Raw genomic sequence first — 19,017 nt, forward strand, 5'->3', positions numbered from 1 at the left:
GGGGATTACGAGATGATGACGGCGCAGTCCGCCGTCGAGTGCTTTGCGGCAGAAGAAGTTGCCTGACGAAGCGTCAGCGTTAGCTCATGGTAACCCAAGTGCTTCGGAGAACGGGCGTCGGGTTCGATGCGTTGGTGCGTAACCATTCGGCAATGTCGCCGCAATGTTCTGCATAGTAAACTTGACGCCCCGCAGTTGTCAGCGGGCCTCATCACCCTTAGTACGCCGGGGTGCAGCCCTCGATGGGATCGGCGGGCGATGCTTATGACAACGCCATGTGTGAAAGCTTCTTTGCAACGCTCGAATGCGAGCTGCTGATGCGTTCGCACTTTGCCACGCATGATGACGCGCGGCGCGCCTTGTTCACTTGGATCGAAGGCTGGTACAACCCACATCGCTTGCACAGCGCGTTGCGCTATCGAAGCCCGCAGGAGTTTGAAAGGATGACCGCCCATGACAAGGATCTGACGCAACACTCAGCCTTCACCGCCCCATCACAAGGAGACAACCCATCGAACTAAGATTCCAATGCAGATCTGTCCGAAAAAACGGGGTAACCCCAATCGTCGGTTTGCCTGGCACTGCGCCCGTCTTGCCAGTCTGCAGGCCGAGCAAGCTTCTCTTCTACATTTTTGATCGCGCTACACCGAGAACTTCGCAGACCAGCTTCACAGGTCGTCCCCCGCCAATGAGGTTGAGCGCGCAAATTATTTTCGCGAGGTCATCACCTCCACTGCCTCACGGAGAATCTCGTTCTCCATGGTCTTCTTGCCCCAGCATGCGCTGTAGCTCACGGACTTGCTTGAGCGCGTCGCTCAGGCTCGATGGCGGCACGACTTCTTCACCAGCCCTAACCGCCGATAGACTGCCGTCCTGGTACAGCTTGCGCCAATGAAGGAGGTGATTCGGATTTCCGCCTTGCTGGCACGCCACCATCAACACCGTCTTGCCCGGCTCACAGCTCTCGCGCTCAATCGAAACACAGTCGTATGCCCCCGCCTGTAAGTTCATTGTAAGGGGGAACTGTGTCCGGCAATTCAGGGGGCCGCTCCAGGCTCGCTCCATCCGGATAGCCCCCCCGAAAGCAAGTAAATCGATTAATTATGCGTAAATGAACTGCGCATAAAATAAGATCGCGTCTTGGCACGACTTCCTAAAGCGAGAGGATACAGGCGATGGCCCAGAATGGTGCAATAGTCTTGGAGGCGCCCAGCGGCGATCCAGATGCCGCTGAGTTGCAAGCGGTGGAGATGGAAGCGACCTTGCAGAGCCTGATGCAGCTTGGATTAGTGACGTCGTGGCTGCGGCTCGCCGACAGCTCGTACCGAGTGGAGGTCGATGGAGAAATCATGGAGCAGCTCTCAGTACTCGGATGGGCGCGCAACTGCTGCCCTCGGCGGGCACCCGAATCTCTGGAGTAGCCGCAACTCCCTCTGAGCGTAAGGCGGCGTAGCTCCAGCAGTCTACGTGCACGTGCGTAATGCATTCGGGAAGCGGCTTCTTGACTGGCCGAGCTCATTTTCGCGGCCCGGTCGGTCGAGCCCGGCGCACACTTTAGATCGTGGATGATTTCGCATGGCAACATGCTTCCGGCGAAGATCACGTTATTTGGATGGGCGAGCGCTGGAGCCGTGAATGGATTCTAGTGCTATGCGGCTCACTAAAGCCCAATTGAAGGTGGCCGGGTGTGACGAGCACGCGCTTGATTGGTTGGACTGACGTCCATGGCCATCATTTGATCATCGGCCGCTGTTTGTAAGGTCTTAAGAGGCCTTCCCTCAGGTCCAGCGATCGCGGCGCAACCGCAAAACCGACTGTCAGGCTCCCTCCTCCTTAGTCGCTCGACACAACGCCCTATCCCCAACTTCCCGGTCGATGGCTCCGCACGTCATCTTCCCGTAATCCTTTCGACAGGTCAGGACCCTAAAATCTGTCATCCGGATGCAAAAATATCGCGTTCGAGACATTGCAACGGCCACCTCGCGGCCCAAGCCCTTTCCGTGAATACGGTCTGCAGACTCGGGATCGAAAAGAAGCGCGTGTCCGTTGCAAAGCCCCAGCACCACGATCCTGCGAGTAGCTTTCGGAAGTGGCACAGGCGACGCGTACGTCTGATCGGCAGAAATTTAACCGTAACTACATGGGCCTGCTCTCAAAACGACGGATTTTGCCTGTCTTGACGATGACACTGGCAATGGTCCTTTGGATGTCGACACTAGCCATTCGCCCGCTGTATGAACCCGATGAGGGGCGTTACGCAGAGGTTCCGCGGGAAATGTTCGTCTCGGGCGACTGGGTCACGCCGCGGTTAAATGGCGTCAAGTTCTTCGACAAGCCACCCCTTCAGTATTGGGCGACCGCCGGCGCCTATACGCTTTTCGGGCCGTCCGAATGGACAGCAAGGATCTGGAGTGCTCTTGTGGGACTGCTGGGCGTACTTGTCGCATGGTGGGCTGCGCAAAAGCTCTATGACAAGCACGTTGGCCTGGCTTCAGCGTCGGTACTTATCGGCGCACCCTTATGGATTCTCGGCTCGAATCTGACAACGACGGACATCGGCGTCGGCTCACTGCTCGGCAGTGCGGCTCTCGTTTTCGCTGTGGCTTACCAGCGTCGGGACTATCGCTTATACCCGATTATCTGGCTGTTGGTCGGTCTGGCATTTCTTGCCAAAGGCCTGATCGCTCTCGTATTGCCAGCAATAACGCTGGCGCTGTACGTGGCGATCACGCGACAGCGATCCGCGTTCTTCAGCGGGAAATTCTGGCGCTGGAGTCCGCTTGCGGTGGCAATCACAGCGCCTTGGTTCATTGTGGTGTCCTTGCGCAACCCCGAATTTCTGAACTACTTCTTTATCCACGAACACTTCGCAAGGTTTTCTTCCGCGATACACGAGCGAGACAAGCCAGTCTGGTTTTTCCTTGCCGTTGCCGCGGCGGGTGTGCTGCCGTTCATTGGCTTGATCCCTCGTGCTTTCTCTTTCTGGTCTCGCAGCGCTCGGGCGACGCAGCACTTCGATTCGAGATTGTTTTTGTCACTCTGGGTTGTTGTTGTCCTTACCTTCTTCTCGATCTCCCGCTCCAAGCTGCCGCTGTATATCCTGCCAGCCTTTCCACCGATGGCGGTGCTGCTTGCGCACCGTGCTATGTCCGGAGTCCGCCCCACGTTGGCTGCAAGCTTTCTTGCCATGCCAGTGCTCGCGGTGACGATCGGCTTCCTGCTGTGGCATCCGACCTTGTCAAATGCGCTACTGAAGCGCGACGTCAGCGATCCGGCAACGTTGCAGACCTGGGGCTCCATCACCGTAGGCATTCTCGCGATCGGTGGCTTTCTGGCCTTTGGGATCGCCCTGCGCGGCCGCAGGCTCTGCGCGGTTGCCGTCGCTTCGCTGGCGACGCTGGCCGGCCTTCAGGCTGGCTTGATGGCGTCTCGGGCGTTTGGATCCCTCTCCATCAAACCACTTGGCTTGGAAGCCAAGGCGGCGTCCCGCGTTGACACAGAACTGTTCGACGTGGGACAAATTGACCGAGGCCTAGCATTCTACACCGAGCGATTACCTACCATTGTCGGCGCCAGATCCGAGCTAGATCTTGGCTTCTCGGTCGAGCCTGGAAAGTGGATTGCTAATGAAGAGGCCTTTGCGCAGCGATGGAAGACCCCTGGTCACAAGCTCGCGGTCATGCGGCACGAGACGTTCGTCGTGATCATCGCCCCATGCTGGCATGCCGGTCATCTTCAAGCCGTGTTTGATCACTACAAAGGCGTGCTTGGGATCGACCCTGCTCTGATCCAGACGCGGCGGCGAGGGATAAAGTCCACGCGCTAACTGATTGTCTGGTAAGCCTGGTGCACGATGGCAAGCCACACACATAGAAGCATACTGACCCGCTCCTTTGAAAATACGCTGCGCATCGTTCAGATTTGGCGGCTGCAGTTCGTCGGATTGCCGCTCCATGGCGCGGGAACGCACCATCGCCAAAACGTTTTCTGTGATCCGCCAATCAGGTTCATCCGCGGCCACGCTATAAGTGCCCGAGAACGCGATTCCGAGTCCAATTACTGCCACAAGGAGCAGCGAGACAAGGATCGAAAGTCCGAAGGTTTTCATTGCGCGTTCACCTCTGTTTCGGCAGCGTCAGAATAGTTACGGCGTAAATTCTAGTTCGATACGTGGCTGGGAGGTGCACAGCAAGGAAAATCCCGGCCTGCCCGCGCTCGGCCTTCGGGCCAATTGCGCTGGGGGACTGGGCGCTTACTGCATCAACGAAGTCCGGTTGCAGTTCCGGCAGCGGATCGTCGTTGGCCCATTCTCCAAGCACGACGCGTGCCTGACAGGACATTGCCGCCACGTCATTATCCCGTAATGGATTCCAGCGATGACGAGTCGATATGGATTCAGATACGCCCACGAGATCACTAGTATTTTGTCCGTTTGTGCAGGGAGCGCAGAAGCTGGCGCCGGGCTAGCTGCAAATGCCACATGAACGGAGAAGTGGACCAAAAGAGCGGACTGCGACCTGCCGCTCTCCCGCCAGCCTCGAGCATGAAAGTTCTACATGTTTTGGTGTGAGTTACATTGGACGCGACGCGAGAATCCCCGTACATTGCCGCGGCGCGCCGACAAAAGGTGCTCGGTGCCTTGCGGCGTCAGTTATTGCATACTGTTGCACGCTTGCGAGCATCGCTCGCAGGCCTTCGCACAGTCCAGACAATGTTGCGCTGCGTGCTTGGCGCATTCAGCACCGCATTCTTCGCAAATTCGAGCGCATAGCTGGCAAATCTCCTTTGAGTGTTCGCTTGCGCGAGACATAGCAGCAGCAGCAAACGCACAAATTTGTGCACAGTCTATATCGAGCTCTATACACTTCCGCATTTCATCGACGTTCCGTTCTCGCAGGCAGGAAGCTGCACAATGATTGCAGGCGACTGCGCACGCGTGACAGGCATCAATACACGCTCTGAGGTCCTCATGTGGCATGACAAATCTCCTTCGGAATAGTTTGATCGGCGTATTGGAAATACGCCATTCCAACAACAGCAATTCGCGCGCCAGACTTGCTCGTATGGGGACCCGCCAACATCGCCCTCGTGGTGGGATCGGCTGCTGCCGAGTGCGACGAGCATGCGGAACCTGTTGTCGCAGTGGGGCACCGCATAGCAAATGGCCTCAAATTGAAATGCACAATCAGTCGGCCCGATTACCCGCTGCGCGCATGCTGCGCTCCCATATATCGATGGTGATCTAAAGCACGCGCTTACCGAGCGTGCCCGCGCCTTGATCGTCGCTGACCGACGGGCCATCGTGACACCGTGGGAACACCTGCGGCTGCCACACGAGGTCGACGGCTCCGCCGGCGCCTTCCGCGCTCCGCTGTCGACCTACATCCTGGGCATGGACAACGATTACGAGGACATCCAGGCCTGGCTGGCCCTGCACAAATCCCCGGCCACGCAGCGCGCCTATCGCAAGGAAGCCGAACGGCTGATCCTGTGGGCCATCGTCGCGCGAGGGAAGGCCCTTTCATCCTTGACGACCAAGGATGCAACGACTATCGGACATTTTTGCACAGACCCACGCCGCGCGAGTGCTGGGTTGGACCCCCGCGGCCACACACGTCGCCGGACTGGCGCCCGTTTGTCGACAACCTCTCGGCGCGCTCGGTCGCCCATGCGCTGACCGTGCTCAGCGCGCTGTTCCGCTGGTTGGTGGAACAGCGCTATGTACTGGCCAACCCCTTGGCGGGCATCAAGGTGCGCAGTAACCAGCGTGCCATGGCCGTGGAAATCACCCACGCCTTCACCGATGGAGATGGCTGCTGGTGCGCACCATCGCCAACGGCCTCGAGTGGTCGTACGGCTGGCAAGCCGCGGCCGCACAGCGGCTTCGCTTCCTGCTGGATTTCGGATACGCGACGGGACTGCGGATCAGCGAATTGGCCAATGCCGCGTTGCGTCATCTCGACGTCGACGCCGCGGGCGATCACTGGCTGCACCTGGTCGGCAAAGGTGGCAAGCCCGCTAGGGTTACATTGACGCCCTTGGCGCGGACGGCGCTGGAACGCCACCTGCTGGAGCGCGGGCTCCCTGTCAGCCTCGCTCGCTGGAACCCACCTAAGCCCATAGTCGGTAGCCTGGATGGTGGCGAAACCGGTATCACGCCCCTGCGCCTGTGGGAAGTCATGCACCGATTCTTCAGGCTCGCAGCGAACACGATTGAAGGCGATCATCCAGCGTTGGCAGAGAAGCTCCGACGGGCGATACGACAGTGGATGCGCCACAGCCACGCGACGCACGCACTGGCGAAGGGTGTCGAACGTAAGCGCCCGGTGAACCCGTCTTGAAGGGAAGCAGGAGAGCAAGGAGCATCGTGTCCATCTAAATTCTTGGTGGACACGTGAACACTATCGAAGAGAGCGCACCAGCGCGACGCCGACGTCGGCACAGCGCCGAGTTCAAGGCTAAAGCCGTCCAGGACTGCCTGCATCGGGGTGTTTCGATTGCGGCGGTAGCGCTGCACCATCGCGTGAACGCGAATCTGCTGCGACGCTGGGTCGCTGAACACCAAGCGTTGGATAGCGCGGGCGAAGCCCGTGCATTGATGACAGTACCCCAAGCCGAGTTCATCCCGTTGCAGATCGGCGATCCCACGCCGACGCCTGCGATACCGGATATACAGATCGAAGTGCGACGCGGTGCTGCGACGATCAGTATTCGTTGGCCAGGATCGGCCGCAGCAGAGTGTGGCGAATGGCTTCAGGGGTGGTTGCGTTGATCCGCATCGAGGCAATCTGGCTAGCTACCGAGCCGCTGGACATGCGAGCGGGAACAGATACGGTCTTGGCTCGGGTGGTGAAGGTATTCGGAGCCGCCCGACCGCATCATGCTTATCTCTTCACGAACAAGCGCGCGACGCGTATCAAGGTGCTGGTGTACCCTGCCTTGGCAACGCCTGGGCCGCGATGAGGCGATCACCGTGCTTTAGTCGTGGCTTGGTACAAGGGCCGAGCGTCCATTGGGGGCTGTGCCAATAGTTGGAGTGACGGGGAACTGGCAAGATTCGGAACATGAATCCCGCAATAAGGGCCGCTTCGTCTGGACCGACGGTATGACGGCCATCGCGACGCCGCTGTGCCGAGAGCAACTGGATGCGCTGGTGCTGGGACATCTGCCCAGGCAAGCTTGCTGGAGGAAGCCCTCGATGCAGACCTTGAGGCAATCGAAGCCGAGCTCGAAGCACTGACTCCTTCATCCAGGTCGGAGCCCAAGGACAAGCCGAAGCGCCAAGCACTTCCACCCCAATTGCCTCGCACTGAGATCCGTCACGAGCCGGAGTCCGAGACTTGCACATGCGGCTGCGCGCTCAAGCGCATTGGCGAAGACGTCAGCGAGAAGCTGGACTACACCCCTGGCGTGTTCACGGTCGAACGTCATATCCGGGGCAAGTGGGTATGCGGTCAATGTGAGACTCTCACCCAGGCACCCGTTCCTCCGCACGTCATCGACAAGGGCATCCCCACCGCCGGCCTGCTGGCGCATACGCTGGTGTCCAAGTTCGGCGACCATCTCCCTCTGTACCGGCAAGAACGCATCTACGCAAGCGCCGGCCTGGCGATCCCGCAATCGACGCTGGGCGCGTGGGTCGGCATCTGCGGCGTGCGTCTGCAACCGCTGGTGGATGCACTGCAGGCGGAGGTATTGACCCAGAGCGTACTGCATGCCGACGAGACACCAGTGCAGATGCTCTCGCCAGGCGACGGCAAGACGCATCGCGCCTACCTGTGGGCCTACGCACCGAGCCAACTCTCGTCATTACGTGCGGTGATCTATCAGTTTGCCCCCAGCCGCAGCGGCGAACATGCCCGCGCATTCCGGCGGGGCTGGCTGGGCAAGCTGGTATGTGACGACTTCTCGGGCTACAAGGCCAGCTTCGGCGGCGGCATCGTCGAGATTGGGTGCATGGCTCACGCGCGTCGTAAGTACTTTGAGTTGCACGACAAGCACAAGAGCGAATTGGCTGGCCAGGCGCTGCGCTTCATTGCTGGGCTCTACGAGATCGAGCGAGAGGTGCGGGACGCCGAGCCAGAACTACGCCTGGAAGCGCGACAGCAGCGGGCCAGACCAATCCTGGATGCGCTGCATCTCTGGCTTAGTGAACAAAGGCGGAGGGTGCCCGACGGCGCGGCCATCGCGCGTGCCATCGACTACAGCCTCAAACGCTGGGCGGCGCTCGTGCGCTACGTTGAGGATCCAGCCGTGCCCATCGATAACAATCATATCGAAGGGCAAATACGGCCTATCGCTCTTGGATGATCGAACTGGCTGTTCGCGGGCTCACTGCGCGCTGGCCAGCGCGCAGCCGCAGTCATGAGTCTGATCCAGTCGGCGAAGCTCAATGGGCATGATCCGTACGCCTACCTGAAAGACGTGCTTACGCGACTGCCGACTCAGAAGACCGCCGACATCGCGGAGCTCCTGCCACATCGCTGGACTGCTTCCGTCCTTCCTGCGTAGCCCCGTCGAGACGGGTTCACCGGGCGCTTACTGTCGAACTGAGCGCTGTGCGCGACAACCTGCGCCACGCCTCAATTTCGACCACGTCCATCTACTTGCATACCGATGACGTCAAGCGGGCCCGGCAATTCGGCCAGGCATTCGCTACCTGAATCTCTTATTAAGGAGGGTGCCGTGAGTACGGAACGCGAGAAGATGGCAGCGCTGGCCGTGACAGCGGTTTCAAGTCTGAGATGCAACACCAGTTCGTAATTTGTTGATCTCTTCGGCCATGGCTTCGGCGGGAGTGGCGAAGTCGAGAACCGCCCGAGGGCGATAATTCAGCGCCTTCGGGACTCCGTTCAAGTACCCCTGCGAGAAGACCGATAGATCGTCGCCTTTCGGTAGATACTCCCGAACCAGTCCGTTCATGTTCTCGTTGCTTGGCCTCTGCCACGGACTGTGCGGGTCGGCAAAGAACACTTCGGTACTGACTCGCCTGGTCAGCTCTGCGTGATGCGCCATCTCTTTGCCCTGGTCGTAGGTCAGGCTCTTGCGAAGCGCCAGCGGCACCCGACGGAACTTCTTGGTCAACGCCTCCAGCGCTGCCTCCGCCCCGCAACCGTCCATCTTCGCCAACACCACGAAGCGCGTCTTGCGTTCCACCAGCGTCGCCACTGCGCTGCGATTGCCCGCGCCCTTGATCAGGTCGCCTTCCCAATGCCCAGGCACCAGCCGCTCGAACACCTCCTCGGGCCGCTCGTGGATCGAGCGCATATCCTGCAGCTTGCCTCGGCGATCGTTCCCCGCGCCCCGTGAACGACGCTCCTTGTGGGCCTTACGCAGGCTGCCGATTAGCTCGCGGCGCAGCTCACCGCGCGGCGTGGCGTAGATCACGCAGTAGATCGTCTCGTGGGACACATGGAACTCCGGCTGGTGGGCATACATGCGCCGGAGTCTGCCTGCAATCTGTTGCGGTGAATAGCCCACGCGCAGCCATGCTCTCACCAGCTTCAGCAGCGCCGTGCCTGCTGCCAGCTTGCGCGGCCCACGTCGACGCCTTCTCAGCGCCATACCCTGCGCGCTCGCAGCATCGTAGGAACGATGACCTCCGGCCCGGGCAACCTCGCGTGAAATAGTCGACGGACTTCGCCCCGCCACTCTCGCGACCTGACGCAGGCTGCACCCCTCGTTTAGCAGGCGATGACTACAGTTACGCTCTTCGATACCCAGTTGACTGTAGCTTTGTCCCATCCCAACACCCTAACATCAGGGTGTTGCACTTCATTCTAGAGACCGCCCCCTATAGGTGCTGCGCTACCCGGCACCGCCGCAACGATGGAAGGCATGGACATGACGCCGTCGGCGGGTGCAAAGAAGGCGCCTCAGCCTGTGCCCGCGGAAGTGCGGAAGATTGACGCGGCAACTGGAAAAATCACACTCAAGCATGGTCCCATCGCCAACCTGGGCATGTCTGCCATGACCATGGCTTTCCCGGTCAAGGACCCGGCCATGCTAAAGGGGCTGAAGGAAGGAGACCAGGTCTCGGCGACGTTCGATTCTGTCGACGGCAAGGCCACCGTTGTGGACCTGCGGAAATAGACTCGCTGTTGGCGGTCAAACGGTTTAGCTATAAAGGCTGCCGGAATGGCCGGCACGTCAGACGAAACAACCTGACAGGCCGGCCTCCACTTATCAGCTTAGGAGAAAGCCGTTCCGTATGGGAAGTTCCATCGGCTCAAAGACCTGTAAATGAGGTCATGCTGTACGCCAGGTCGACGGTACTGTCTGCACGCTTGTCGCATTCGGTGGTAGGCGGTGCGCGTAGCGTGCAATCGGAAAATCGAAAGTACCGCGCAAGTTGATACCTTCCAGACGAGTCGGAGCGATCTGGCGCAGGTCTTCGGCACGCATGGATTCTCCTCCGATGGCCTCTATCGCCTCTAGAGCCTCCTGCATGTGCAGCGTGTTCCAAGCCATCACGGCATTGGTCAACAGCGTCAACGAAGACGAGACCGCTGCCAGCGACGCATCGTGCCGAGCTAGTTCCAAGGGGATTTTTCCATAGTGGATGGCCCGCTGGACGGTGTGCACCGCCTCGCCGCGATTCAAGGCATGCTGCATCTCCTGGCGGAACGCGGTGTTGGTGAAATAGTCGACGAGGAAAATCGTACGGAATAGCCGTCCCAGGTGCACACCCGCCTCATACACGTGTTGCCCCCTTGCCGCCGCGCCAAAACGTGTAAGCGCCTGCACCGCCGTGCATTGGCCGGTCTGGACCGATGCCGCAATCCTGACCAGTTCATCCCAGGCAAGTTCGATCAATACCAGACGGACATCGGCGTCCGCTACTGCGGCCAGTTCTGGCGGCACTGCATGGCCTTTGGGTACATGCAGCCGGCGATCACGCAGATGAGAGAGTCGCGGGCAGAGATCGAAGCCGAGCAGCCGTGACAGACTCATGGCGAAGTCGGTGTAGCCGTGGGTATCAACGGCGAGCTGCGTTACGTCTTCCCCGCCATTCTGGCGAATCACGCCCTCGATGGCGGCGCCGGCTTGTCTCTCATTCAGGAGGATTGGCTGGTCGTAGAAAATGCCCCACCGGTCGCGGACATGGGTGTACATCCCAATCGAAGCGGTACGCCGACGTGGGTCAGCCCGCGCTTGCCAGACCGAGCGCGTCGTCTCCAGCGACATCATGTCGGAAGACGCCAACTCGGCGCGCCCCCAATGCCGGGCGATGGGATGCTGATGCATGAAAGCAAGCACTGAATCAGCGGCTTTACGCAGTTTCCGCTCGTCCGCGATACGATCGCATCATCTGACGAATCGCGCTTGGTGAAAGTTCCGGCACCATGCGAGCGAGGTCCGTCGCAGACATCGAGGTCCCGTGCGCGAGCACAGCGGCGTAGACCATGAGCAGCTCACTGCGAGAATACGGTTCTCGCCCCAGCAGAAGCCAACTGAAATGAGTGTGGCTGTCGATTTCCAGAAGAATTTCAGGCAGTTGTCCGTCTGGGTGCCGGTCAAATAGCGCACGCCGCAGGGCCTCAACCGAAGCTTCGGGCCGCTTCGCCTTTAATGGATCAACATGGATGGCGCTATCGATCCTTAGCTCGCCCCGCACGGCGGCATCGCGCAGCCGGGCGAGCCCCGCGTCGAGGTGCTCGACCACAGGTTCCAAAAATGCTCTTGCGTCCTGCGGCAGTTTGAGATGGCCATAGAAGTGGTTGCGCCGCGCCTGCCAATCCTGGCCGGAAATCAGCATGGTTGCTTGGCTGCGGAAGGCGAAGCTGTGATCCAGGAATACCGAGCCATTGCGTAGCGCCACCCGCAGGGCAAACAGCGTTCCCCATTCGAAGGCGGCCAGCGCTCGCTTACGGTCCTGCCCCTCCAGTACTGGCTGCCAGGCTCGCCCGAAGCGCACGGCAACCCGATTTGGTAGCCAATTAGCCTTCCGCGCATAGAGATTGTGCAAGATCTCCATTGCCTCTATCACTGGATGGGCGGACTGCGTGGCGAATGGCAGCTGGACCAGCCTGCCCAGCATGGCTCTCGCAAGCCGATGCCGCAACAGCAGTTGCTCTCGAATCATGCTGGCACGGCTTCGCAGGCGATGCTGGCTCGTTGCGGCGTCGGCCAAAGCATCCAATTGTTGGCAGAGCGTTTCTCGTGTGAGCGTGTCATCAGCGATGAGCCCTTTGACGGCTGCCGCAAATTCTCGCAGCTTGATTTCTGGATCCGGCCGGCCAGCGTCAATGAGCCGTCCTGCGTCGTTGACGGATTTGCGGATCCAGTGGCGCAGCATGGACGACATCTGGTCCGTGGCAGCACACAAGGCATAGCGCAAGAAGCAAGCAGACTCCAAGCGGCGGGATTGCTGCACCATGCGTTTGCTGACCGAGGCCGGTCGATTGGCGCAACGTCTCGCGTAGTGCCGTACCACCGCCTCATTGCAGACGGCCGGCCAGCGATGTTGGACGCCCAACTTGTACAGCCGCTCGATCTTGTCAAACAGCTCCCCCATTTGATGCGTGGAGCTGCGCAATGGAACCGCCCACAGCCATTGCTGCAGACTTGCTTGATTGCCTTCCGGACGAGGTAGCAATGCCCCCCAAGCGTCAAGCGATGCCTCGCCATATGCGAGCACCAACGCGTCAGTCAATGCCGCCTCGGAAACCTCCACGGCCTGGCTAATGAGGCGTTTCAGCGCACGGTCATGCGGGATCAGAACACGATGCTCGTACAGCCACCGCTTGAGCTCGTGCAGCATGTCACTGCGACTAGGTTGTCCCGCTAAGCGCTCTTTGAGCCAACGCGTCACGTAGCGTCGCTGATGCTCAGCCATCGGGCTGAAACCGAGCGCCTGATAGGCGAGCATCTGATGGTCCACCAGCGTGTCGGTGCGCCGGTCATAGAGGGCGCTCAGCGTGCCCATATCCGGTGGCGTGATGCCGAGTTGGGCGCCAACATATGCCCAGAGAAATTTCGGAACCTGCTTGGAGGCGTCAAGGGTGCGGCCCGTCATACGCACAAAGCCGATGTGGACGGCGCAGGCCAGCCGGTACAGCTGGCTGCGCCGTGCGTCGATCAGGGCGCGCTCCTTGGGAGAGAAAGTGAAGAAAGTGGCTAGCTCGAACTCGCTGAGCTCGCGCGGCATCTGTCGCATGCCGAGATACGCCAGTTGCCAGTGATCCATCGCGCTTTTCTCCCAAGCGGTAGACGGACCGCCGAGATTAACGGCAAGGACACGGAGACGCAATGAGCTGCCTGATACGTGCCTCGTGCGCCACGTATGACATTCAAAATCTTGAGTCAGTAACCCATTGATTTACATGACTATCGTGTTGGCCATTGCCCGGAAACCCGCATGAATACTCTGGGTCGCTATCCCGGCAAACTGCAGCAATATCAAGGGCACCCCTGATGGCCGAGTTTGCTCGCTATCGTGCGTTCCACGGCCTGCTGCCGATGCCGGCGCCCGGTGAGCTGAGCCCGGCCATCCTGAGCGTTGCCGGCGACGCGCAGCGGCACCTCACGCCGACAGCGGTCTATCTGATCGCGAAGGAAGTGTTCCGGCGGGCGGCCGCCGTGTTAGAGACGAGCGATCCGGTCGGCGCGGCGACGCTGGCGCGTGCCTCGACGCACTGGCTGCGCCATTCCGCGGCTTCGCACCAGGCCGACGCCGGCACCGATATCCGCTTTATCCAGAAGAACCTGCGGCATGCGTCGATTGAGACGACTGGCATCTACCTGCACGCCGAAGACGACCGACGCCATGCGCACACCGTGGGCGAGCAACAGGGTCAACCATTCACCGCGCCCGCTTCGCCACAGTAGGCGCTTATCGTCCCTGTCATTTGTGAGGCGCTCTGCCCCACCGGCTTGCGCTGGCGGCGCGCCGACGCCGGCATGCGCACCTACCAAAGCGCCGCGCTTGCGCAACTACCTACAGGCGTAGGCACCGTCGTTGCCCCAACGCCGCCTCATCGATCGCGCGCGCCAAAGCTCGTGTCGGAACCCATTGGCCCCCTTGCGCAATGAATCGCGCGGACGCGTCAACGACGGGTTGCTTGCTCTCATCCACGGATGCGGCGAAGACGGGGGCAACGACCGACTCCGCGAGCGCAAATTGCTGCTTTTCGAATGCCCCTGGATCGAGGCAACCTTCGGCATCGAACGTGAGAATGGAAAACGTCGTTCGAACGACGCGCACTGGCTCTCTGGCCACCAGTTCGACGACCACATCGGCCATGCGTGCGCGTTGCCCGGCAAAAGTGGACAAGCAGTGGTTGGCCGGCTCCCGCAACATCCGCTGGAATTTGGTGGTTGGCAGCTGCCAGAGAGTATCGTCACGGGCAATGAGAAACTTTCGGCAAGAAAACCCCATAGCTGCCCCCATGGACTTTGAGATTCCACAATGTCTCGTCCCGCTCGGACGGTTCTCCCCGCACATCGTACACCGAGAGCATGACCGGGACTTGCGCTGTGACGAAGGTCGCTTCCCGGCCAGAAGCCCCCCTGGCTCCCTCGCATGAAAGCCGCCATTCCGTGCCGTTTTCGCCCCCGATGTCGCGCGTCGCCTGCCAACGAAATCATGCAAGTTTTGGGTTGTAGGGCGGCGCCTCGCGCCAGACGTCGTTGCAAATCAGCCAAATACACTGGCATCATGGGTGTTCGGCTACTGTCTCTTATGCGGTTGCGACCATGCTCCACGACCAGATCGTTGACATCCTCCTGAGTAGGGCGTCCACTCCCGAACAACTGAGTGCGCCGAGCTGTCCAGGCGTGTATGCATTCTTTCTCAATTGCCAAGATGCGATCGCCCCTTTTGAGGTGCCGACCAACGGGCTTATCTACATTGGCAAGTCGGCGAATCTGGCACAGCGCGAGTTCGACGCAACCTGAGTTCGAACAACACGGGCTTCTCGACGGTGCGGCGCTCGATTGGCGCGATCCTCCATTGCAAGGAATAGTAGTGGCTACGCCGTGGAATTTGCTCGGATTTGCCCGCCGCGACGCCGCGTAGCCACGATCAAGCAGACCGCACCGACCGTGATCGCCACGTCGGCCAGGTTGAATGCAGGCCAATGTGTCCCTCGCCAGTGGAAATCGAGGAAATCCACCACAGCTCCCCGCAAGAGGCGATCTGCAGCGTTACCCAACGCACCACCCAAGATCAAGCAATAGCCAGCCGCCTCCCATCTCGGCGCGCCCCTGCGAAGCTGGTCAATTAGCCACAGCGAAATGCACATCGCAAGCGCGGCAAAACCGACACGCGCCCAGACGCCAGCGCCCGCCAGCAGGCTAAACGCCGCACCGTTGTTCCTGACATGCACAAGATTGAAAAATGGGGTAATGCCGACTTGCTCGCCATACCCAAAGAGCTGTGAGATGACGGTCTTTGCAAGTTGATCGCCTAGTAGCACCGCGGCTGCCAAGGCGTACCAGGCACCGCTTGCACGCGTCGCCATTGTCCTGATTGCGCCCGGCAGCATCCTCACCAGGAAGCCAGCGAGCATCAGGCTAACGGTGGCGATCCCCCAGCCGGCCAGCACATCGGCGGGGAAGTGCATGCCTGCAGCAATGCGCGACCAGCCGACCAGCACGACATAGACAATCAAAGCCAGTCTCCGGCGAATGCCCAGCAGCGGCCACAACGCCCCGGCAACCAGTGCGGCGTACGTGGAGTGGCCGCTCGGTAGGCTGTAGCGCTCCTCCACCGTGCCGAGCACATGATCCAACTGGCCAAACACTGCCGCCGGGCGCGGGAAATCGAGCCCGAGCTTCAAGCATGAGGCGATTGCAAATGCGATCCCGAAGCCGACTACAAATTGAAGAAGCTGACAGCGAATCGCCATGGTGCGCCTAGCCTCTGCCGTTGAACTTGACCATGCCCACAGCCCAAGCACGACCACGGGCGCTGTCCAGTAGTTGCCCAGGACATTGCTGAAGAGCCAGGCAAGCGGCATCAGGAACGCCGGCGTGGCCGCGTTGATAAGCTGAAAGAGTGCACCGTTCAAGCCGCCCCAGTCGTAAAAAATGGCCTTCCAGCTCATCGACGCAACAGCCTCAATCCATTGCCGACCACCAGCAGGCTGGCGCCCATGTCGGCGAACACGGCCATCCACATCGTGGCCTGGCCAGTGAAGGTGAGCACCAGGAACACCGCCTTGATGCCGAGCGCCAGAGCGATGTTCTGCTTCAGGACGCTGGCGGTGGCACGGGACAGCCGCACGAACGTCGGCAGCTTGCGCAGATCGTCGTCCATCAACGCCACGTCGGCAGTTTCGATCGCCGTGTCGGTTCCTGCCGCGCCCATCGCAAAGCCAATGTCCGCTCGCGCCAACGCCGGCGCATCGTTAATGCCGTCGCCCACCATGCCAGTCTTCCCGTCCGTTGACAGTTGTTCGACTTCCCGCAGCTTGTCTTCGGGCAGCAGATTGCCCCGACTGCGGTCAATGCCGACCTGGCCAGCAATTGCCGTGGCGGTATGCGGATTGTCGCCCGTCAGCATCATCGTTTTGACACCCAAGGTGTGCAAATCGGCAATGGCTTGACGGCTATTCTCCTTCACTGTGTCGGCCACTGCGAACAACGCCTGCACCCCCTCTGGTCCGACCAGCATTACAACGGTCTTGCCTTCGGCCTCAAGCGCAGCGAGCCGCGATTCGAGTTCTGGCGAACAGACGCCCAGTTCCTCGACCAGCCGGTGGTTGCCCAGATGGTAGGAGTGGTCATCGACGCTGCCACGCACCCCACGGCCAGGCAATGCCGCGAAATCGGCGACGTCGCAAGGTATCAATCCTTCACCTTCGGCGGCGCGCGCCACCGCCAGGGACACTGGGTGATCCGAGCGGGCAGCCAGGCTCGCAGCCAGCAGCCTGGATGTGGCCGGATTGGCGTCGCCCCACACCACGAAATCGGTCAGGGCGGGCTTGCCGTGCGTGATGGTGCCAGTCTTGTCCAAGGCCAACCACTTCAGCTTGCGCCCCTCTTCCAGATAGACGCCGCCTTTGATGAGGATGCCATGCCGCGCGGCCGCGGCCAGGCCGCTGACAATGCTCACCGGCGTGGAAATCACCAGAGCGCAGGGGCAGGCGATCACCAGCAGGACCAGGGCCTTGTAGATCCAGTCCAGCCACGGTCCACCGAACACCAACGGGGGTAGAACCGCCACCGCCAAGGCCACGGCGAATACGACGGGTGTGTAGAGGCGGGCAAACTGGTCGACGAAGCGCTGCGTCGGTGCGCGGCTTCCCTGGGCCGCTTCGACGGCGTGAATGATGCGCGCCAATGTTGACGCGTTGGCTGCCGCCGTGACGCGGAATTCGAATGAGCCGGACTCGTTGATCGTGCCAGCGAACACAGGATCGCCCTCGATCTTTTCGACCGGCAGGCTCTCGCCGGTAATCGGTGCCTGGTTGACGGTGGAGCGCCCCTCAATGACCTGACCGTCGAGGGCGATGCGTTCACCAGGTTTGACTCGAATCCGGCTACCAACTGCGACGGCCTTGGCATCCACCTCGGCCCAACTGCCGTCAGCTTGCTGAATCAGTGCGGTATCCGGTGCGAGATCCATCAGGCCGCGAATGGCGTTGCGGGCGCGATCCAGCGACTTGGCCTCGATGACTTCGGCCAGCGCAAAAAGCACCATCACCATCGCCGCCTCGGGCCAATGACCAATCAGCATGGCGCCAGTGACCGCAATGGACATCAGCGCATTCATGTTCAGGTTGCGATTCCTGAGCGCGATCCAGCCCCTCTTATAGGTGGTGAGGCCACCAGTGAAGATGGCCGCCAGCGCCAGCGCGACCACGCCCCAATGGTTGCCACCATGGAGCCAGTACACGACCTCCGCCAGCGTCGCGGCCACCCCTGACACCGCAAGCGGCCACCAGTTCGTGCGCGCGGGCCCCGGTGCCTCGGCCGCTGCGGGGGCACCGGCGCTGCGCACTTCGGCGTCGAAGCCGAGTGATTTCAGGGCTGTAAGCACGTGGGATAGCGTGTCAGCCGCATGCCAGACGTGCAGCGTCCGCTGCACCAGATTGAACTCGAGGCTGGCGACGCCAGGTATGCCGGCAAGCTTGCTGCGAATCAGCGCCTCCTCGGTCGGGCAATCCATCTGGTGGATGGCCAGTACCGTATTTTGCAGGGGCGTTGCTTCGTCCATGCGAACCGCCCGCATCCCGATGGCCGATAGCGCCTCCTCGATAGGGCCCGGTGACGCCATCTGGTGGCTAACGGCTAGCGTTCGCTGCATCAAATTGAACTCAAGTCCTCCCACGCCGGGCAGTTTCGCGAGCTTGTCGCGAATCAGCGCCTCTTCGGTCGGACAGTCCATGTTTTCGATTCGGTAGCGCGCCTGCTTCAGCCCCGCGCCAACCGTGCTCGGTTCTGGGTTGCGCGTCGCAACGGAAGCGCAGCCACATCCCTTCGAGCCACATTCGCTCATGGCAACCCCTTGTGTGTATTCATCTCGCGTTGCCGATTTAACACCCTCTAGTTACTATAGAGTCAAGACATCTCCCATCCGACGCCATGAATATCCAGATCGGCGAGCTTGCCAAGCGCACCGCATGCCCGGTGGTGACCATTCGCTTCTACGAACAAGAAGGGCTGTTGCCGCCGCCGGGCCGCAGCCGGGGGAATTTTCGCCTGTATGGCGAGGAGCACGTGGAGCGCTTGCAGTTCATTCGTCACTGCCGGTCTCTGGATATGCCGTTGAGCGACGTACGGACCTTATTGAGTTACCGGAAGCGGCCCGACCAGGATTGCGGTGAAGTCAATATGCTCTTGGATGAGCACATCCGTCAGGTCGAATCTCGGATCGGAGCTTTGCTCGAACTGAAGCACCATTTGGTGGAACTGCGCGAAGCCTGTTCTGGTGCCAGGCCCGCCCAATCGTGCGGGATTCTGCAGGGACTGTCGGACTGCGTGTGTGATACGCGGGGGACCACCGCCCATCCAAGCGACTAGGTGGGCATCCCTGGCGCCGTACTTCGTCTCCTGCATTTGGATAGTGGC

Annotated in this window: 11 protein-coding genes and 8 pseudogenes; 12 read left to right on the forward strand and 7 right to left on the reverse strand. The window is 60.6% G+C overall.

Annotation, left to right across the window (positions count from 1 at the left end; genetic code table 11):
- Nucleotides 1–224: 224 nt before the first annotated feature.
- Nucleotides 225–521, forward strand: a pseudogene (locus RMET_RS30180) (integrase core domain-containing protein); the annotation flags it as partial.
- 41 nt (nt 522–562) lie between these two features.
- Here the strand turns inward: RMET_RS30180 and RMET_RS30185 are convergent.
- Nucleotides 563–1,011 (reverse strand): annotated as a pseudogene (locus RMET_RS30185) (transposase); the annotation flags it as partial.
- A gap of 164 nt (nt 1,012–1,175) precedes the next feature.
- Between RMET_RS30185 and RMET_RS30190 the strand changes: the two are divergent.
- On the forward strand, nt 1,176–1,421 hold the full coding sequence (locus RMET_RS30190) for a hypothetical protein (protein WP_008650714.1): 246 nt from the start codon (nt 1,176–1,178) through the stop codon (nt 1,419–1,421).
- A gap of 761 nt (nt 1,422–2,182) precedes the next feature.
- Nucleotides 2,183–3,826: a glycosyltransferase family 39 protein gene (locus RMET_RS30195; RefSeq protein WP_223277462.1), complete on the forward strand. Its 1,644-nt coding sequence runs from the start codon at nt 2,183–2,185 to the stop codon at nt 3,824–3,826.
- Here the strand turns inward: RMET_RS30195 and RMET_RS34585 are convergent.
- Nucleotides 3,755–4,108, reverse strand: a pseudogene (locus tag RMET_RS34585) (hypothetical protein); the annotation flags it as partial. The gene RMET_RS30195 and the pseudogene RMET_RS34585 overlap by 72 nt on opposite strands.
- Nucleotides 4,109–5,254: 1,146 nt before the next feature.
- On the opposite strand from RMET_RS34585, the pseudogene RMET_RS30205 reads away from it, so the two are divergent.
- The 5 genes and pseudogenes from RMET_RS30205 to RMET_RS34055 all read left to right on the forward strand — a co-directional run.
- Nucleotides 5,255–6,314: pseudogene (locus RMET_RS30205) on the forward strand (tyrosine-type recombinase/integrase); the annotation flags it as partial.
- A gap of 80 nt (nt 6,315–6,394) precedes the next feature.
- Nucleotides 6,395–6,772 (forward strand): IS66-like element accessory protein TnpA, encoded by a 378-nt coding sequence (gene tnpA, locus RMET_RS33255; protein WP_011229357.1) that lies wholly within the window; start codon nt 6,395–6,397, stop codon nt 6,770–6,772.
- The gene (gene tnpB / locus RMET_RS30210) at nt 6,748–6,963 is read left to right on the forward strand and encodes an IS66 family insertion sequence element accessory protein TnpB (protein ID WP_080672772.1); all 216 of its coding nucleotides are present in this window, start codon (nt 6,748–6,750) and stop codon (nt 6,961–6,963) included. Before tnpA ends, tnpB begins: the two co-directional genes overlap by 25 nt.
- Before the next feature lie 204 nt (nt 6,964–7,167).
- Nucleotides 7,168–8,511 (forward strand): annotated as a pseudogene (tnpC, locus tag RMET_RS33260) (IS66 family transposase); the annotation flags it as partial.
- Nucleotides 8,512–8,546: 35 nt separating this feature from the next.
- Nucleotides 8,547–8,663 (forward strand): annotated as a pseudogene (locus RMET_RS34055) (site-specific integrase); the annotation flags it as partial.
- Nucleotides 8,664–8,733: 70 nt separating this feature from the next.
- On the opposite strand, the gene RMET_RS30220 reads toward RMET_RS34055, so the two are convergent.
- Entirely contained in the window at nt 8,734–9,744 is a 1,011-nt protein-coding gene (locus RMET_RS30220; RefSeq protein ID WP_011229360.1) for an IS30-like element ISRme10 family transposase, read from the reverse strand.
- Nucleotides 9,745–9,828: 84 nt separating this feature from the next.
- Between RMET_RS30220 and RMET_RS30225 the strand changes: the two genes are divergently transcribed.
- Entirely contained in the window at nt 9,829–10,092 is a 264-nt protein-coding gene (locus RMET_RS30225; protein ID WP_011229361.1) for a copper-binding protein, read from the forward strand.
- A 156-nt stretch (nt 10,093–10,248) separates the two neighbouring features.
- Here RMET_RS30225 and RMET_RS30230 read toward each other — a convergent pair.
- Nucleotides 10,249–13,189 (reverse strand): annotated as a pseudogene (locus RMET_RS30230) (Tn3 family transposase).
- Between the two features lie 224 nt (nt 13,190–13,413).
- On the opposite strand from RMET_RS30230, the pseudogene RMET_RS30235 reads away from it, so the two are divergent.
- Nucleotides 13,414–13,830 (forward strand): annotated as a pseudogene (locus RMET_RS30235) (tyrosine-type recombinase/integrase); the annotation flags it as partial.
- A 109-nt stretch (nt 13,831–13,939) separates the two neighbouring features.
- Here the strand turns inward: RMET_RS30235 and RMET_RS33845 are convergent.
- Nucleotides 13,940–14,392, reverse strand: coding sequence for a hypothetical protein (locus RMET_RS33845; RefSeq protein ID WP_017514739.1), 453 nt, complete (start codon nt 14,390–14,392; stop codon nt 13,940–13,942).
- A 305-nt stretch (nt 14,393–14,697) separates the two neighbouring features.
- On the opposite strand from RMET_RS33845, the gene RMET_RS33850 reads away from it, so the two are divergent.
- On the forward strand, nt 14,698–14,898 hold the full coding sequence (locus tag RMET_RS33850; protein WP_017514740.1) for a GIY-YIG nuclease family protein: 201 nt from the start codon (nt 14,698–14,700) through the stop codon (nt 14,896–14,898).
- A gap of 74 nt (nt 14,899–14,972) precedes the next feature.
- On the opposite strand, the gene lspA is transcribed toward RMET_RS33850, so the two are convergent.
- The gene (gene lspA, locus RMET_RS30250) at nt 14,973–16,049 is read right to left on the reverse strand and encodes a signal peptidase II (RefSeq protein ID WP_011229366.1); all 1,077 of its coding nucleotides are present in this window, start codon (nt 16,047–16,049) and stop codon (nt 14,973–14,975) included.
- Nucleotides 16,046–18,445, reverse strand: coding sequence for a heavy metal translocating P-type ATPase (locus tag RMET_RS30255; RefSeq protein ID WP_011229367.1), 2,400 nt, complete (start codon nt 18,443–18,445; stop codon nt 16,046–16,048). Before RMET_RS30255 ends, lspA begins: the two co-directional genes overlap by 4 nt.
- An 86-nt stretch (nt 18,446–18,531) precedes the next feature.
- Between RMET_RS30255 and cadR the strand changes: the two genes are divergently transcribed.
- Nucleotides 18,532–18,969 (forward strand): Cd(II)/Pb(II)-responsive transcriptional regulator, encoded by a 438-nt coding sequence (gene cadR, locus RMET_RS30260; RefSeq protein WP_008645748.1) that lies wholly within the window; start codon nt 18,532–18,534, stop codon nt 18,967–18,969.
- Nucleotides 18,970–19,017: the final 48 nt, after the last annotated feature.

This window comes from Cupriavidus metallidurans CH34 (assembly GCF_000196015.1).
GTDB classification, from domain to species: Bacteria; Pseudomonadota; Gammaproteobacteria; order Burkholderiales; family Burkholderiaceae; genus Cupriavidus; species Cupriavidus metallidurans.

Excerpts from the sequence above, each read along its gene's own strand:
- RMET_RS30255 (WP_011229367.1), bottom strand. The coding sequence starts at position 18,445 with ATGAGCGAATGTGGCTCGAAGGGATGTGGCTGCGCTTCCGTTGCGACG.
- RMET_RS30220 (WP_011229360.1), bottom strand. The coding sequence starts at position 9,744 with ATGGGACAAAGCTACAGTCAACTGGGTATCGAAGAGCGTAACTGTAGT.
- RMET_RS30190 (WP_008650714.1), top strand. The coding sequence starts at position 1,176 with ATGGCCCAGAATGGTGCAATAGTCTTGGAGGCGCCCAGCGGCGATCCA.
- cadR (WP_008645748.1), top strand. The coding sequence starts at position 18,532 with ATGAATATCCAGATCGGCGAGCTTGCCAAGCGCACCGCATGCCCGGTG.
- RMET_RS30225 (WP_011229361.1), top strand. The coding sequence starts at position 9,829 with ATGGAAGGCATGGACATGACGCCGTCGGCGGGTGCAAAGAAGGCGCCT.
- RMET_RS33845 (WP_017514739.1), bottom strand. The coding sequence starts at position 14,392 with ATGGGGGCAGCTATGGGGTTTTCTTGCCGAAAGTTTCTCATTGCCCGT.
- RMET_RS33850 (WP_017514740.1), top strand. The coding sequence starts at position 14,698 with ATGCTCCACGACCAGATCGTTGACATCCTCCTGAGTAGGGCGTCCACT.
- lspA (WP_011229366.1), bottom strand. The coding sequence starts at position 16,049 with ATGAGCTGGAAGGCCATTTTTTACGACTGGGGCGGCTTGAACGGTGCA.
- tnpB (WP_080672772.1), top strand. The coding sequence starts at position 6,748 with ATGGCTTCAGGGGTGGTTGCGTTGATCCGCATCGAGGCAATCTGGCTA.
- RMET_RS30195 (WP_223277462.1), top strand. The coding sequence starts at position 2,183 with ATGACACTGGCAATGGTCCTTTGGATGTCGACACTAGCCATTCGCCCG.